Raw genomic sequence first — 14,978 nt, 5'->3', positions numbered from 1 at the left:
ACATAGGGTCGGCGTCGATGCTCACCGCCGTCGAACCCGTTGCCCCACCCCGTGGGAGGTGGGGGACGACGTGGCGGGTGCTGCTCGCCGTGGGCCTGGGCCTGCTCGGCTGGATCGCCAGCGCCGGGCCGGCATCCGAAACCGGCTTCCTGCGGGTCTGGATGTGGGCGGTCGACCCGGTCCTGGGCGTCACCGTTCTCGTGCTGACCGTGCTGCTGGTGCGGCGGTACCCGGTACCGGTGGCCGTCGGCGCCGCCCTCACGGCGATCGTCTCGGCGCTGGCCTTCGGGGCCGCGCTGCTGGCGCTGTGCTCGGTGGCGACCCGCCGGCGGTGGTGGGAGATCGCCGTGGTGGCCGGCGTCGACCTGGTCGCCTTCTCGGTGCCGAGCCCGATCTACGGGGTCCCGAACGCCGAAGAGCCCTGGTGGATCCAACTGGCGTTCGTCGCCGTCGGCGTCGCGATGGTCGTCGCCGTCGGGGTCGCCGTCGGCCAGCGCCGGGCGCTGGTCGCCGGCCTGCGGGAGCGGGCCGAGACCGCCGAGCGGGAACAGGCGGCCCGGGTCGAGGCCACCCGCATCGCCGAACGCAACCGGATCGCTCGCGACATGCACGACGTGCTGGCCCACCGGATCTCGCTGGTGGCCATGCACGCGGCCGCGGTCGGCTACCGTCCGGACCTGACCGCCGACGAACGGCGGGCCGCGTTGCGCACGATCGAGGAGAACGCCCGGCTCGCGCTGGCCGAACTCCGGGACGTGCTCGGGGTGCTGCGCGACCCGGCCGCGATCGCCGACGCACCGGAGCCGCCCCAACCACGGCTGGCCGACATTGCCGCGCTGGTCGAGGAAGGGCGGGCCGCGGGCATGCACATCGATCTGGTCGAAGCCGTCGATCCCGGATCTAAGGGTGCCGCCGACGGCGAACCGCCGTCGCTGACCGCGCAGACCGCGCACCGGGTCGTCCGGGAGGCGCTGACGAACGCGCGCAAGCACGCCCCGGACACCCGGGTCAGTGTGTCGGTCGCCGGCGAACCGGGCGACGGGCTGGCCCTGCGCATCACCAACCCGGCCCCGCTGCGGCCGGGCGGCACCGGGCTGCCGGGTGCCGGGCTCGGGCTGATCGGCCTGACCGAGCGAGTGGCCAAGGCCGGCGGGCGAATCACCCACGGACCGCGGGTCGACGGCGGATTCGAGCTGGCCGTCTGGCTACCGTGGGCCGGGTGAGCATCCGGGTGGTGATCGTCGACGACGATCCGCTGGTCCGCACCGGGTTGTCGATGATCCTGGGTGGCGACCCGGAGCTGACCGTCGTCGGTCAGGCCGCCAACGGCGCGGAGGCGATCGGTCTGGTCGCGCGGGAACGGCCGGACGTGGTGTTGATGGACATCCGGATGCCGGTCCGCGACGGGCTCAGCGCCACCGAGGAGCTGGTGGCCGGGCCCGACGCGCCGCGGATCATCGTGCTGACCACCTTCGACACCGACGAGATGGTGTTGCGGGCCCTGCGGATCGGCGCCGCCGGGTTCCTGCTCAAGGACACCCCGCCGGCCCGGTTGGTGGAGGCGATCAAGACCGTGACCACCGGCGCGCCGACGCTGTCCCCGCAGGTGACCGCGCAGCTGATCGCCGCGGCCACCGCCCCGGACCGGGCGGGCGGCACCGCGACCCGGGACGAGGCCCGGCGCCGGCTGGCCGCGCTGACCGACCGGGAGCTCGAGGTGGCCCGCGGGGTCGGCAAGGGCCAGACGAACGCTGAGATCGCAGCCGAGCTGTACATGTCGCTCGCCACCGTCAAGGCGCACGTCGGGCGGGCGCTGACCAAGATCGGCGCCGACAACCGGGTGCAGTTGGCGCTTCTCGTGCATGACGCGGGAATGGACTGACTCGGCCCAGTGTCCGGAAAGGGGATTGCTGTGGTAGGCATTGCCGACGTGCTGGCGGATCTACGCGCCGAGAGTGAGGATCTCGACGCGCTGGTCGCCGACCTGCCCGAGTCGGGTTGGGCCATCGACACTCCCGCGCCGGGCTGGACGATCGCGCACCAGATCGCCCACCTGAATTGGACCGATCACGCCGCGCTGGCCGCCGCCACCGACCCGGACACGTTCGCGGAGATCCGGCGAGCCGCGGCCGTCGACCTCACGCTGGTGATCGAGGGTGGCGCCGCCGACGGCGCGTCGCTGCCCGCAGCCGACCTGCTGGCCCACTGGCGCCGCGGCCGGGCCGCGCTGGCCACCGCGCTCGCCGCGGCCGGGCCGGTTCGCCTGCCGTGGATCGGCACGACGATGAGCCCGACCTCGATGGCCACCGCCCGGATCATGGAGACCTGGGCGCACGGCCAGGATGTCGCCGACGCGCTCGGGGTCGACCGGGTGCCCACCGGCCGGCTGCGGCACGTCGCGCACCTGGGTGTCATCACTCGCGATCACGCGTTCGGCGTGCACGGCCGCACGCCGCCGGCCGAGCCGTTCCGGGTGGAGCTGACCGCGCCGAACGGGTCGATCTGGACCTGGGGGCCGGACGACCGGGCGCCGGATGTCACCGGACCGGCGCTGGATTTCTGCCTGCTGGTCACCCGCCGGCGGCACCGCGCCGACCTGTCGCTGACCGCAACGACCGAAGACGCGGACCAGTGGCTTGGCCTGGCGCAGGCGTTCGCCGGGCCGCCGGGGCCGGACCGGCCGCCCGCCGGCTGACGTGCCGCCCGCCCACCCCTCGATTCCGCCGACTTGCGCCATATGCATGTTCTGAATCGATCCCGAACCTGCATATGAGGCAAGTCGGCGAAGGGAGGCGGCCGGTCACCGGCGTCCCGGTGAGGATCCGGCCGAGCATGCCCGAGCAACCTGCGCAGCAGCGTGCCAGGGGGTAGGGGTGCGCCAGTAAGGGGGCGCGGTTGGTGCGTGACGCTCCGGCGTCGGCGTTGCCGTCCACCCCGGCGCGCGGCTGAAATCGGCAACTCCTGGCTCACCGGTCACATTTCGGGTGAGTTGATCCGCGCCGGCGGAGTTGATCCGCGCGGTCAGGGGGTCAGGGGGTCAGGGGTGCGCGGGTGGGGGGCGGGCGCGAGGGCGGGCGGGCTCGCCCGCCCGCCCGCTATGCGTTGCGGATCGCCGCGGCGCCCCCGAGGTCAAGCAGCTCCACGGACTTCTCACGCATCTCGATCTTGCGGATCTTGCCGGTGACGGTCATCGGGAAGTCGTCGACCAGCAGGACGTACCGGGGGATTTTGTAGCGGGCCAGCTTTCCCGTCGCGAACTCCCGGATCCCCTCGGCGGTCAACGGTTCGGCGCCCGCCCGGAGCTTGACCCACACGCAGAGCTCCTCGCCGTACCGCTCGTCCGGGACGCCGATCACCTGCGCGTCCAGGATGTCCGGATGGGTGTAGAGGAATTCCTCGATCTCCCGGGGGTAGACGTTCTCGCCGCCCCGGATCACCAGATCCTTGATCCGGCCGGTGATGTTGAGGTACCCCTGCTCGTCCATCACGCCCAGGTCGCCGGTGTGCATCCAGCGGGCGGCGTCGATCGCCTCGGCCGTCTTGTCGGGCTGGTCCCAGTAGCCGAGCATCACCGAGTAACCCCGGGTGCACAGCTCGCCCGGCTCACCGCGGGGCAGGGTGCGGCCGGTGGCCGGGTCGACGATCTTCACCTCGACGTGTGGGTGCACCCGGCCGACGGTGGAGACTCGCCGGTCCAGGGTGTCGTCGGCGCGGGTCTGGGTGGACACCGGTGACGTCTCGGTCATGCCGTAGCAGATGGTCACCTCGGTCATCCCCATCCGCTCGACCACCTGCTTCATCACCTCGACCGGGCAGGGCGACCCGGCCATGATTCCGGTGCGCAGCGAGCTCAGGTCGTAGGACTCGACGTCCGGGTGGTTGAGCTCGGCGATGAACATCGTCGGGACCCCGTAGAGCGAGGTGCACCGCTGCTCGGCCACCGCGTGCAGCGTGGCCGCGGGGTCGAACCCGGGGCCCGGGATCACCATCGTCGCGCCGTTCGTCACGGCGCCCAGGTTGCCCATCACCATGCCGAAGCAGTGGTAGAACGGCACCGGGATGCACACCCGGTCGTCGGCGGTGTACCCGCACAGCCGGCCGACGAAATACCCGTTGTTGACGATGTTGTGGTGGGACAGCGTGGCGCCCTTGGGGAATCCGGTCGTCCCGGACGTGTACTGGATGTTGATCGGGTCGTCGGCGGACAGCTCCGCGGCGATTCCGGCCAGCGCGGACCGGTCGCCGCGCCGGCCCGCGGCGAGCAGGGCGTCCCACTCCGGCCGGCCGAGCAGCACCACGGTCCGCAGGTCCGGACAGTTCGGCCGAACCTGGTCGATCATGGCGGCATAGTTCGCGTCCTTGAACGACGGTGCGGCCACCAGCAGGCTGACGCCGGCCTGCCTCAGCACGTATTCCAGTTCGTGCGCCCGGTAGGCCGGGTTGATGGTGACCAGGATGACGCCGATCCGGGCCGTGCCGAACTGCACCAGCGTCCACTCGGCCTGGTTCGGCGCCCAGATGCCGACCCGGTCCCCGCGCCGGACCCCGGCGGCGAGCAGGCCCAGCGCGACGTCGTCGGCGGCGTCCCGCAGCTGTGCGTAGGTCCACCGGCGTCCGGTCGGCACGTCGACCAGTGCTTCGGCGGCGGGTTGAGCCGCAGCGACCCGGTCCAGCACGGCGCCGATGGTGTCGCCCAGCAACGGCACGTCGGACGTGCCCGACGCGTAGGACGCAACGGTGACCATGAGCCCTCCTCGGTGAACGCTCGATCCCCTCGATCCAACACCCTTCAGGCCGGGGCCGGACCGGCATCCGGCGCCGCCGGCACCGGGGGCCGGCGGACCAACCACCACGCGGCCGCGGCGCCGACCAGCGCCAGCCCGCTGACCACCAGGAACGTGACGGCGTAACCGACGGTCGACGCCTCCCGGGCGGGGATCAGGTAGCTCTGCACGTAGTCGCCGAAGTCCGATTCCCGCAGGCCGGTCTGCTCCTCGCCGATCATGATGTCCTTGAGTCTGCCGACGGTCTCCATATCCAGATCGGGCCCCGGGGCGGCGTCCATGTCGGGGAACAGCCGAGCCAGGAAGGTCTGGTGGAACACCGCGTACAGCACGGCGATGCCCAGGGCGCCGCCGCCCTGCTCCGCGGTCGCCGACACGCCGGACGCCTGACCCTCGTCTGCTTCCGGCACGCTGTCCACCGAGACCGGGTCGTTGACGGACAGCACGATGGCCAACCCGCTGCCGTACGCGAGCAACCCGGGCAGCAGCCACAGGTAGCTCTGCATCGGCACGGCGACCGCCAGCAGCACCCCGGACAGGGCCAGGATCAGGAAGCCCCAGGTCATCGGGGCGCGGCCGCCCGACCGGTCGTACCAGCGGCCGGTGAGCGGGGCCAGCAGCACCATCGGCAGGGTGGTCGGGATGAGGGCGAGACCGGCCAGAACGGGATCCATCTTCAAATTCAGGATGAGCAGCAGCGGGAAGATCAGGCCCAACCCCATCTCCGCCATCCCGGCCAGGCCCTGGCTGACGGTCGCGCCGAGGTAGTTCCGGTGCCGGCCGAGCAGCGCGAAACTCATCAGCGGGTTGTGCGCCCGGCGTTCCCGCAGGACGAACAGCACCCCCGCGCCGGCGCCGACCACCACCGGCAGCCAGACCCCCGGGCTGCCGACCGGCCAGACCGCGGTCTGGGACAGGCCGAAGACGACACCGACCAGGGTCACGCACAGCAGCAGGGCGCCGGTGAGGTCCACGTGCACCTTGCCGTTCGTCTTCTTGTCGGCCGGCACGGCGCGCAGGGTGAACCAGACGACGAGCAGCAGCAGCGGCAGGTTGATCAGCAGCACCGCGCGCCAGCTGAGCAGCGAGGTGAGCGTGCCGCCGATGGTCGGGCCCAGGGCACCGGCGATCGCCGCGGTGCCGCCCATCGCGCCCAGCGCTCGCCCGCGGTCCGCCGGCGGGTACTCCGAGCTGATGATCGCGACGGTGGCGGGGAGCATCAACGCGCCGCCGCACCCCTGCAGCACCCGGGCAAGGAGCAGGATCCAGAATTCGGGCGCCAACCCGGCGACGGCCGAGGCGCCGCCGAACAGCGCGGCCCCGAGCAGGAAGATCCGCCGCCGCCCGAGCAGGTCGCCCAACCGTCCGCCGAGCACCAGTAGGCCGGCCAGTGGCAGCAGGCTCGCGTTGAGCACCCACTGCGCGAGCGCGGACCCGATGTGGAATGTGTTCATCACGCTCGGCAGGATCAGCGGCACCGCGGTCTGGTCGACCAGGATCATCGCGTTGGCCAGCGTCATGCTGATCAGCACGAGGCGCAGGGAAGCCGCGGTGGCGCGTTCGGTCATGTCGCCCCTTTCATCCGGATCGGGAACTCCCAGGCTGGGCATCGGTGAAGCGGTCGCGCAAGATGACCATGATGACCGACGACCTGCACTACCTCGATGCGCGCCGGCAGGTCGCTCTGCTGCGCACCCGGCAGCTCAGCGCGCGCGAATTGCTGCAGGCGCACCTGGACCGAGTCGAGGCCGTCAACCCGGCGATCAACGCGATCGTCACCCTCACCCCGGAGCTCGCCTTCGCCCGGGCCCACGAGCTGGACCAGCTGGCCGCCCACGGCAAGTTCGCCGGACCGCTGCACGGCCTGCCCATGGCGCACAAGGACAACCACCTGACCGCCGGGATCCGCACCACCTTCGGCTCCCGGCTGCGGGCCGACCTGGTGCCCGACACCGACGACCTGGTGATCGAGCGGCTCCGCGCGGCCGGCGTGGTGACCATCGGCAAGACGAACATCCCGGAGTTCGCCGCCGGCGGACACACCTTCAACGAGGTTTTCGGCATCACCCGCAACCCCTACGACCTGGCCGTGACGGCCGGCGGCTCGTCGGGCGGAGCGGCCGCCGCGCTCGCCGCCGGGCTCCACCCCTTGGCCGACGGCAACGACATGGGCGGGTCGCTGCGGCTGCCGGCCGGCTACTGCAATGTGGTCGGGCTGCGGCCGACCGCCGGGCGGGTCCCGATGTACCCGGCCGCTGATGGATTCATCGGGTTGTCCGTCTCGGGCCCGATGGCCCGTACGGTCGACGACCTGGCCCTGCTGCTGTCGGTGCTGGCCGGTCCGGACGGCCGGTCGCCGATCTCCCTGGAGGAACCGGGCTCGTCGTTCGACGTCGTGCCCGACGGCGGGCTGGCCGGCGCCCGGATCGCGTTCTCCCCGGACCTGGGCGGGCTGATCGAGGTGGAGCCGCAGGTGGCGGCGATGGTGCGGGCGGCGGCCGCCGCCTGCGAGACGCACGGGGCGCTGGTCGAGGAGGGCTGCCCGGATCTCGCGGGCGCCGACGAGTGCTTCCGCACGCTGCGCGCCTGGCAGTTCGAGGCCACCCTGGGGGCCGAGTTGGACGCCGGGTCCGACCTGGTCCGGCCCAGCCTGCTGGCGAACATGCGGGCGGGCCGGCCGCTCACCGGGCCGCAGGTGGGGCGGGCGACCGTGCTGCGCACGACGCTGTTCCACCGGATGCGCGAGTTCCTGGACGACTTCGACGCCCTGCTGCTGCCGGTCGCGCCGCTGCCCGCGTTCTCCGTCGACGTGCAGTACCCCGAGGTGGTCGCCGGGGTGCCGCAGCCGGACTACCTGGGGTGGATGCGGGCGGTCTGTCACATCACCGTCACCGGGCATCCGGCCATCTCCGTCCCCGGCGGGTTCAGCGCGGCCGGGACCCCGCTGGGCCTGCAGATCGTCGGCCGGCACCGCGGCGAGCGGGCGCTGCTGGCCGTCGCCAAGGCGTTCGAAGCGGTCACCGGGCACGGGCGGCGACGCCCCGGGTGCTGAACCGGGGCACTGAACCGGGTTCGGTGCCGGACGGCCGGGCGTTCGCCCGCCTGCGGAACATCCGCCGGCCCGACACCGGCCGTTGTTCCGCAGGGCCCCCTCGGCGACGCTCTCCGCCGACCGGAACCGTGCGCCGATGGGTGGGGACGTGAGACAACCCACCCGTTTTCAACGGATCGGGCGGCGGACGCGTCCACCAACGGCCTGCCCGTCAGGTCGCTGTCCCCGCACCACCCGAGAAACCCGACACGAAACCGATACCCATGCAAACCCCCGCGCCACGGACCACCCCGACACCCACATTCCACGAGCTGCCCGGCGATACCGACGACCGGACGGTCCGGCTGACCACCCCGGCGATCCGCCGGGCGGCGGTCGCGCCGCCGACCCGCGCACCACTGGCCGCGCCCTACCGGCCGCAGCCCTACCCCCATGCCGCGGTGCGATCCCCGGCGACGACCGCGGCCCTCGTCGACGCGAGCCCGGGCATCGACGGATCGGATGATGACTCCACTGACGCCGATGCCCCGAAGTTCGCGCTGACCGCCACCCAGGTCACCGCCAGCATGTCGGCCGCGGTCATCGCCGCGTTCATCGGTGCGCAACTGGGGGTGGCCGGGACGATCGTCGGCGCCGCGATCGCGTCCGTCGTCTCGGTGGTCGGCAGTGCCGTCATCGGCCACTCCCTGCTCCTCACCCGTCGCACGGTGACGAAGACCGTGCACCACGTCCGGGTGGGTGCCGGCTCGCCCGCCGATGCGGCCGACACCGTGCTGCTGACCGCGGTGACCAGGCGGGTCGAGATCGAGCACGCGGCGCCGGCCCGGCCGGGCCCGGCCACCGGGACGACCGGTGGTCCGACGTCGCGGCGCCGCGGCTGGTGGTCGCGACCGGGCCGGTTGCGCTGGCTGCTGGTCGGGCTGATCGCCTCGGCCGCCGTCTTCGCCGCCGCGCTCGGCGCGGTCACCGTCGTCGAGGCGGTCAAGGGCGCGCCGATCTCGGGCGGCAACAGCGGCTTCTCGGTGCTGGGTGGCAACCGCGGAACCGGACCGCAGGACGCTCCGTCGTCGTCCAGTCGGACCACGGTCACCGAGACGACCACGGCGCCGCCCACCACGACGTCCTCGTCGGCGCCGGGCACCAGTTCGTCGGCGACCTCGAGCTCGCCGACCTCGTCGGCGACCACGTCCACGACGGCGTCGGCCACCACGCCGGCCACCAGCGCGCCGACCACCGCTGCATCGACGCGAGCATCCGCGGGGACCGGGACGGCGGCCGCACCGCCGGCCGGCTGATCAGACACGCCCGGCCGAGCGCCACGGCCGGCCGGGCCCGCCGTGTTGGAATTGAGCCCGGAATGGCAGCCGCGTGCTTTCGGCTGCCGAGATGGTCTTGATCCGGGAGGACCCCGACGTGGATAGCGCTGCCGTGCCGCAGCCGAACGGCGACCGAGCCCCCGAGGCCGGAGCCGCCCTCGGTCGTCGCGACCGGGACATCCTGGCGTTCGAGCGAATGTGGTGGCAGTACGCCGGCGCCAAGGAACAGGCGATCAAGGAACGGTTCGACCTGTCGCCGACCAGGTACTACCAGGTGCTGAACGAGATCATCGACAACCCGGCGGCGCTGGCCGAGGATCCGCTGCTGGTGCGCCGGCTGCGGCGGTTGCGGACCAGCCGGCAGAAGACTCGCTCGGCCCGCCGCCTCGGCTTCGACGTCTGAGCCCCGGGGCCGGCTGACGCCCCGGCGACCCGGCGGACCGCCGCGGGCAGTCGGACCGCCGCGGGCAGTCGGACCGCCCAGAGCAGGGTGGAGCGCTCAGGGCAGCCGGCGCCAGGCGCTGCGCGGCCGCCGCCGGGTTCCCTGCTGGTGGGGCGCCGGTGACCCGTCGGGCAGCCGGCCGGCGACCCGCTGCCGGCGGGGCATCCGCATCCGCACCCGGCGGCTGGACCGCCGGGCCCGGGCGCCGGTCGTCCGCCACAGTTCCGGGTGGCGCCGGAGGTGGTCGTACTTCCAGACCGCGTAGGGGATGTGCAGCAGGTACACGACCATGCCGATCACCGTGACGAGTTCCGGCTCGTAGAACAGCGCGGCGACCCCGAGGACCAGCAGGATCAGCATCGGCACGATCAACTGGGGCGGCATCCGCACCGACTTGAGCGCGATGGTGGGCACCCGGGACACCATCAGCAGGCCGATCATGACGATCCAGATCGAGACCACCCAGGGCAGCGCCCACGGGCCGTCCGTGCCCAGCCGGTTGGTCAGCAGCAGGGGGGCGGTGACGATCAGCCCGCCGGCCGGGGTCGGCACCCCGGTGAAGAAGCCCTTGGCCCACGGCTTCGGCTCGTCGTCGAGCAGCGAGTTGAACCGGGCCAGCCGCAGCGCCGCGCAGACCGCGAACAGCAGGCAGACCACCCAGCCGTAGCCCTGGCCCTCGTCCCGCAGCAGCCACACGTACATCACCAGCGCCGGGGCGACGCCGAACGAGATGCAGTCCGACAGCGAGTCCAGCTCGGCGCCGACCCGGCTCTGCGAGCGGAGCCAGCGGGCGGCCGGACCGTCCAGCGAGTCCAGCACCGCGGCCGCGCCGATCGCGCCGACGGCCAGTCGCCATTGCCCGCTCATCGCGAACGCGACCGAGGTCAGCCCGGCGCACAGGGCCATCACGGTGATGGCATTGGGCAGGAACCGGACGCCGGGGACGCCGCCCATCAGCCGCGGTCTTCGACGGTGCCGGTGAGGTCGGCCAGCACGGTCTCGCCGCCGACCGCCCGCTGACCGAGCCGCACCAGCGGCCGGGTGCCCGGGGGGAGGTAGGTGTCCAACCGGGATCCGAACCGGATCAGGCCGTAGGTCTCGCCGGCGGTGACCGCTTGGCCGGCCCGGACGTCGCACACGATCCGGCGGGCGACCAGCCCGGCGATCTGGGTGACGGCCACCGGACCGGCCACCGAGGAATCGGCCGGGTCGATGAGCAGGGTGTTGCGTTCGTTGTCGTCCGAGGCCTTGTCCAGGTCAGCGGACAGGAAGGCCCCCGGCCGGTAGGCGACCTCGCGGATCACGCCGTCGATGGGAATGCGCTGGATGTGCACGTCGAAGATCGACAGGAAGATCGACACCCGGACCAGGGGCGTGGGATCCAGACCCAGTTCGGGGGGCGGCGGCGCGTCGGTGATCAGGCTGACCAGCCCGTCGGCGGGCGCCACGACCAGCCCGCCGCCCTCGGGGCGGACCCGCGCCGGCGCGCGGAAGAACGCCGCGGAGCCGGCGGTCGCGCTCAGGCCGACCGTGGTGACCAGCCGGCCGGCCCGGCGCAGGCCGAGCGACCGCAGCAGGAGCCGGCCGGCGAGGGTCGCCGCGGCCGCGCCCACCACGATCGGCCGGCCGCCGGGATGGATCGGCGGAATCGTCGAACGGATCAGCCCGACCATGTGGGAGCCGGGTCGCTTGTCGGCCATTGCGGGGAGTTCGCCTGCCCTTTCGCCATCGGGGACGCTGCGAGGAGAAGTTCCGCCCGACGTTTCGGATGCGCACCACGTTAGCCCAGGTGCGGGTCGCGATGGCGGCACCGACGCGGTGTCGGACAACCGCGTCGATCCTCGTCGCCCCGGATGTGTCAGAGTTTTGTGCTGACCCATCCGTGCCATGCCAGCCAGCGGAGAGCCACGTGCCTGACACGCCAGCCGAGACCTCGCTCGGGTTTGAACGGATCGTCTTCTTCAGCGACGCGGTCTACGCGATCGTCATCACCCTGCTCGTGCTGCCGATCGCGGCCGAGTTCGAGGCGCCCGAGGAGGACGCGCAGCTGCTGCACGTGATCGGCGAGCTGTGGCCGCACATCCTCAGCTTCCTGATCAGCTTCCTGGTGATCGGTCAGTTCTGGATGGCGCACCACCGGATGTACCGGTTGATCGGGTCCTACAACGGCGGACTGCTCTGGATGAACCTGTTCTGCCTGCTCACGGTGACCTTCATGCCGTTCCCGACGGCGGTGCTGGGCGCCGTACGGGACGAACACCACCTGGAGGTGGTGTTCTACGCGGCGTCGTTGACGGCGACGAGCCTGGCCCTGGTGCTCATGTGGACCTATGCCCGGACGCACGATCTGCTGCGCCCCGACCTGACGACCGAGCAGGTCAAGGGCTTCACGGTGGGGTCGCTGGTGGCCATGGCCGCGTTCGTGGTGAGTATCGGCGCGGCCTTTTTCGGCCTGATCGCCGCCGCGATCTGCTGGGTGGCCATGATCCCGGCGACCAGGTTCGCGCTGCAGAGGACGTCGAGGACGTGAGACCGAGTCCCACGGGCGGGTAGGTTCGGGATGTGAGTGCGGCCCCCGACGACGACGTCCCGGCCTCCCGGGCGGCCGCCCTGCCGCGGGTGGCGGTGGCGGACGTGGCGGTGCGCATGTTCGCCGAACACGGCTTTCAAGCCACCTCGGCGACGGCCATCGCCGCGGCCGCGGGGGTCTCCCGGAGCACGTTCTTCCGGCACTTCCGGTCGAAGGAGGACGTGATCTTCGCCGATCACGACGAGTTGCTGGAGTCGATCGCCGAGTTCTTCGCCCGGGAGCATCCGGACCCGTACCGGGCGGTGTGCGAGGCGGCGACGATGGTGTTCCGCCGCTTCCGGGACCGGCTGCCGGTGGTCCAGCTGCGCGACCGGGTGGTCCGCCAGACGCCCGAGCTGCGCGACCGCGAACTCGTGACCTCCAGCCGGTACGAGCGGCTGTTCGTCAGCTATCTGCGCCGGCGGCTGCCGGAGGAGCCGCCGCTGCATTCGATCCGGTTCGCCGCCGCCGTCATCGCCACCCACAACTACGAGCTGCGGCTGCTGCTGCGTTCGCCCGAGCCGGTGGACGAGCGGGAGCTGAGCCTCGAGCTCGACCGGGTGCGGGCTCAGCACGGGGTCGGGCCGGTGGTCGATGCGCCGGTGGCGGCGACGGATGTGGTGGTGGCGGTCTTCCCGGCCGGCACCCCGCCGGACCGGCTGGCCGCGGCGGTCCGGGAACAGCTGGCCGGAGCCCGAACGAGCTGAGGTGGACGGCCGGTCACGGCGCGTAGGACTCGTGTACCTCGGTCACCCGGCCGTCGGTGACGACCAGCAGGTACGTCGAGTGCGCCTGGCCGATCCGCTGCGCGACCCGGGCCAGCGACCCCGGCACGGACGCCGATCCGTCGAGCACGGTGATCGTCGCGTCCGGGCTGACCGCCACGGTGCGCAGCGCCGGGTTCCGATTGCGCCAGTAGTACCCGGTGCACCAATTGTTGCTGGTGTCCGTGACCCCGTCCGCGGCGCAGGCCTGTTGGGCGGCGGCGCCGGTGAACCAGTCGATCTTGTCGACGGTCAGGGTGGCGTTGGGCACGTCGACGGCGGTGATGAATCCGTGTACCTCGCCGGCCAGGTCGGTCGGCGGCGCGGCGGGCGCGGTGGCCGTCGGCGGGGACGGGGTGGTCGCCGCGGTGGTCATCGTGGTCACCGCGGTCACGGTGGTGGTCACCACCGAGGGCGGGCCGGCGGCCGATGATCGGGCCGGGCCGGGCCCGGCCCCCGACGGCGGAGTGGTCACCGCCGGGACGGGCGAGGGGATCGCGGCGGCGGAGTTGACGATCGCCGAGCCCGCGGTGGCGGCGCCACATCCAGCCACGGCGCCGGCGGGGAGCAGCAGGGCGCCCATGGCCACTGCCGCCCGCCACCGGATCATCAGCCGACGATAGCCGCGCCGGCCGGCGCCCCGAGCGGTCAGTGCCCCATGATCGGCCGACTCGGCCCGACGTCGTTCGGGTCGTGCACCAGGCCCAGCTGCGCTTCCATCTCCTCCAACGGGATCCCCTTGGTCTCCGGCATCACCTTGATCACCCAGATGAGCTGGCCGACCATGCAGATGCCGAAGATCAGGAAGGCGGTGCCGCCACCCAGCGCCCCGGCGATGCCGGGGAACGTCCAGGACACGATGGCCGCGAAGACCCAGTGGGTCAGGCTGCCGAACGACTGCCCGCGTCCGCGGATCCGGTTCGGGAAGATCTCCGAGATGAAGACCCAGATGACCGCGCCCTGGCCGAAGGCGTGGGCCGCGATGAACACCATGAGGCCGACCAGCACCAGCACGCTGGAGAATCCGCTGAAGTTCCCGCTGTAGAGGTAGAAGATGGCGGCCAGCCCGCCGAGGCTGACCAGGTAGCCGATCGACCCGACGAGCATGAGCTTGCGGCGGCCGAGCTTGTCGATGACGGTCAGTGCGGCCATGGTGGCGATCAGGTTGACCAGGCCGACCGCGACGCTCTCCAGGAAGGCGGCGTTCTCGCCGGCGCCGGCCATCCGGAACACCTCGGGCGCGTAGTAGAGCACCGCGTTGATACCGGAGAGCTGGTTGAACGCGGCGATCGCGAAGGCCAGCAGGATGACCTTGCGATGCCCCCGGGTGAAGAACGCCACCTTGGGCGCTTTCTCGGCCGCCCGGAGCGAGGTGGTGACCTCGTCGATCTCGAACTTGGCCTCCGCCTCCGACGAGGTCAGCCGGCGGATGTTCGCCACCCCCTCGTCCTGCCGGCCGACCGACATCAGCCAGCGCGGGCTCTCCGGCACGGACGGCAGCAGGGCCAGGAAGATCACCGCGGGAATGGCCATCACGCCGAACATCCAGCGCCAGGCGGTGTCCGACGGCACCAGCTGGGCGATGACGTAGTTCGACATGTAGGCGAGCAGGATGCCCAGCACGATGTTGAACTGGACCAGGCCGACCAGCCGGCCTCGATGCGCGGGCGGTGAGACCTCCGCGGTGTAGATGGGCGCGGTCACCGAGGCGGCACCGACCCCGACGCCCCCGACGAACCGGAAGATCATGAAGATGACAAGGTTGTCGGACAGCGCGCTGCCGAGGGCGCCGACCACGTAGAGAATGCCGATGGCGATCAGCACCTTCTTGCGGCCGTACCGGTCCACCGGTTTGCCGGCACCCAGGGCGCCGACGATCGTGCCGATCAGGGCCGTGGCCACGGTGAATCCGAGCATGAATCCGCTGATGCCGAACTTGTCTTCCAGGGCACCCGTGGTGCCCGAGATGACGGCCGTGTCGAACCCGAAGATGAGGCCACCCAATGCCGCCACGATGGCACTGCGAAGGACCAGAGCGTTCACGCTGCACC

Annotated in this window: 14 protein-coding genes; 8 read left to right on the top strand and 6 right to left on the bottom strand. The window is 72.1% G+C overall.

Annotation, left to right across the window (positions count from 1 at the left end; translation table 11 throughout):
- Positions 1–17 precede the first annotated feature (17 nt).
- The 3 genes from ACILSK_RS04485 to ACILSK_RS04475 are packed head-to-tail and all read left to right on the top strand — an operon-like array spanning position 18 to position 2,695.
- Positions 18–1,223 carry a sensor histidine kinase gene (locus tag ACILSK_RS04485; RefSeq protein WP_395725930.1) on the top strand — a complete coding sequence of 402 codons (1,206 nt, stop codon included), beginning with the start codon at positions 18–20 and terminating at the stop codon, positions 1,221–1,223.
- Positions 1,220–1,882 carry a response regulator gene (locus ACILSK_RS04480; RefSeq protein WP_395725929.1) on the top strand — a complete coding sequence of 221 codons (663 nt, stop codon included), beginning with the start codon at positions 1,220–1,222 and terminating at the stop codon, positions 1,880–1,882. Before ACILSK_RS04485 ends, ACILSK_RS04480 begins: the two co-directional genes overlap by 4 nt.
- Before the next feature lie 30 nt (positions 1,883–1,912).
- A complete protein-coding gene (locus ACILSK_RS04475) occupies positions 1,913–2,695 on the top strand; it encodes a TIGR03084 family metal-binding protein (RefSeq protein WP_395725928.1) in 783 nt (260 codons plus the stop codon).
- Positions 2,696–3,095: 400 nt separating this feature from the next.
- Here ACILSK_RS04475 and ACILSK_RS04470 read toward each other — a convergent pair whose 3' ends face one another.
- Positions 3,096–4,745 carry an AMP-binding protein gene (locus ACILSK_RS04470; RefSeq protein WP_395725927.1) on the bottom strand — a complete coding sequence of 550 codons (1,650 nt, stop codon included), beginning with the start codon at positions 4,743–4,745 and terminating at the stop codon, positions 3,096–3,098.
- A 44-nt stretch (positions 4,746–4,789) separates the two neighbouring features.
- Positions 4,790–6,352, bottom strand: a complete 1,563-nt coding sequence (locus ACILSK_RS04465; RefSeq protein WP_395725926.1) for an MFS transporter — start codon at positions 6,350–6,352, stop codon at positions 4,790–4,792.
- A gap of 62 nt (positions 6,353–6,414) precedes the next feature.
- On the opposite strand from ACILSK_RS04465, the gene ACILSK_RS04460 reads away from it, so the two are divergent.
- From ACILSK_RS04460 to ACILSK_RS04450, 3 genes are all read left to right on the top strand, one after another.
- The gene (locus tag ACILSK_RS04460; RefSeq protein WP_395725925.1) at positions 6,415–7,836 is read left to right on the top strand and encodes an amidase; all 1,422 of its coding nucleotides are present in this window, start codon (positions 6,415–6,417) and stop codon (positions 7,834–7,836) included.
- Positions 7,837–8,099: 263 nt separating this feature from the next.
- Positions 8,100–9,131 carry a hypothetical protein gene (locus ACILSK_RS04455; RefSeq protein WP_395725924.1) on the top strand — a complete coding sequence of 344 codons (1,032 nt, stop codon included), beginning with the start codon at positions 8,100–8,102 and terminating at the stop codon, positions 9,129–9,131.
- 91 nt (positions 9,132–9,222) lie between these two features.
- On the top strand, positions 9,223–9,555 hold the full coding sequence (locus ACILSK_RS04450) for a DUF3263 domain-containing protein (RefSeq protein WP_395725923.1): 333 nt from the start codon (positions 9,223–9,225) through the stop codon (positions 9,553–9,555).
- Between the two features lie 96 nt (positions 9,556–9,651).
- On the opposite strand, the gene ACILSK_RS04445 is transcribed toward ACILSK_RS04450, so the two are convergent.
- Both ACILSK_RS04445 and ACILSK_RS04440 read right to left on the bottom strand, forming a co-directional pair.
- On the bottom strand, positions 9,652–10,548 hold the full coding sequence (locus ACILSK_RS04445; RefSeq protein ID WP_395725922.1) for a CDP-alcohol phosphatidyltransferase family protein: 897 nt from the start codon (positions 10,546–10,548) through the stop codon (positions 9,652–9,654).
- Positions 10,548–11,294 carry a phosphatidylserine decarboxylase gene (locus ACILSK_RS04440; RefSeq protein WP_395725921.1) on the bottom strand — a complete coding sequence of 249 codons (747 nt, stop codon included), beginning with the start codon at positions 11,292–11,294 and terminating at the stop codon, positions 10,548–10,550. The genes ACILSK_RS04445 and ACILSK_RS04440 overlap by 1 nt, the downstream gene beginning before the upstream one ends.
- 209 nt (positions 11,295–11,503) lie before the next feature.
- On the opposite strand from ACILSK_RS04440, the gene ACILSK_RS04435 reads away from it, so the two are divergent.
- Positions 11,504–12,124, top strand: coding sequence for a TMEM175 family protein (locus ACILSK_RS04435; RefSeq protein ID WP_395725920.1), 621 nt, complete (start codon positions 11,504–11,506; stop codon positions 12,122–12,124).
- A gap of 32 nt (positions 12,125–12,156) precedes the next feature.
- Positions 12,157–12,870: a TetR/AcrR family transcriptional regulator gene (locus ACILSK_RS04430; protein WP_395725919.1), complete on the top strand. Its 714-nt coding sequence runs from the start codon at positions 12,157–12,159 to the stop codon at positions 12,868–12,870.
- Positions 12,871–12,883: 13 nt separating this feature from the next.
- Here the strand turns inward: ACILSK_RS04430 and ACILSK_RS04425 are convergent, their stop codons facing one another.
- Together ACILSK_RS04425 and ACILSK_RS04420 are read right to left on the bottom strand one after the other, a co-directional pair.
- Entirely contained in the window at positions 12,884–13,537 is a 654-nt protein-coding gene (locus ACILSK_RS04425) for a hypothetical protein (RefSeq protein ID WP_395725918.1), read from the bottom strand.
- A gap of 38 nt (positions 13,538–13,575) precedes the next feature.
- Positions 13,576–14,970: a sugar porter family MFS transporter gene (locus ACILSK_RS04420; RefSeq protein ID WP_395725917.1), complete on the bottom strand. Its 1,395-nt coding sequence runs from the start codon at positions 14,968–14,970 to the stop codon at positions 13,576–13,578.
- Between the last annotated feature and the right edge of the window lie 8 nt (positions 14,971–14,978).

The sequence above is a fragment of the Nakamurella sp. genome (genome assembly GCF_044224575.1).
Classification (GTDB): Bacteria; Actinomycetota; Actinomycetes; order Mycobacteriales; family Nakamurellaceae; genus Nakamurella.
This window is presented reverse-complemented; position numbering and strand designations above follow the sequence as displayed.

What these genes read in the sequence shown, in the direction of transcription:
- ACILSK_RS04485 (WP_395725930.1), top strand. Translation starts at nt 18, where the DNA reads ATGCTCACCGCCGTCGAACCCGTTGCCCCACCCCGTGGGAGGTGGGGG.
- ACILSK_RS04470 (WP_395725927.1), bottom strand. Translation starts at nt 4,745, where the DNA reads ATGGTCACCGTTGCGTCCTACGCGTCGGGCACGTCCGACGTGCCGTTG.
- ACILSK_RS04465 (WP_395725926.1), bottom strand. Translation starts at nt 6,352, where the DNA reads ATGACCGAACGCGCCACCGCGGCTTCCCTGCGCCTCGTGCTGATCAGC.
- ACILSK_RS04460 (WP_395725925.1), top strand. Translation starts at nt 6,415, where the DNA reads ATGACCATGATGACCGACGACCTGCACTACCTCGATGCGCGCCGGCAG.
- ACILSK_RS04455 (WP_395725924.1), top strand. Translation starts at nt 8,100, where the DNA reads ATGCAAACCCCCGCGCCACGGACCACCCCGACACCCACATTCCACGAG.
- ACILSK_RS04450 (WP_395725923.1), top strand. Translation starts at nt 9,223, where the DNA reads ATGGTCTTGATCCGGGAGGACCCCGACGTGGATAGCGCTGCCGTGCCG.
- ACILSK_RS04445 (WP_395725922.1), bottom strand. Translation starts at nt 10,548, where the DNA reads ATGGGCGGCGTCCCCGGCGTCCGGTTCCTGCCCAATGCCATCACCGTG.
- ACILSK_RS04440 (WP_395725921.1), bottom strand. Translation starts at nt 11,294, where the DNA reads ATGGCCGACAAGCGACCCGGCTCCCACATGGTCGGGCTGATCCGTTCG.
- ACILSK_RS04425 (WP_395725918.1), bottom strand. Translation starts at nt 13,537, where the DNA reads ATGATCCGGTGGCGGGCGGCAGTGGCCATGGGCGCCCTGCTGCTCCCC.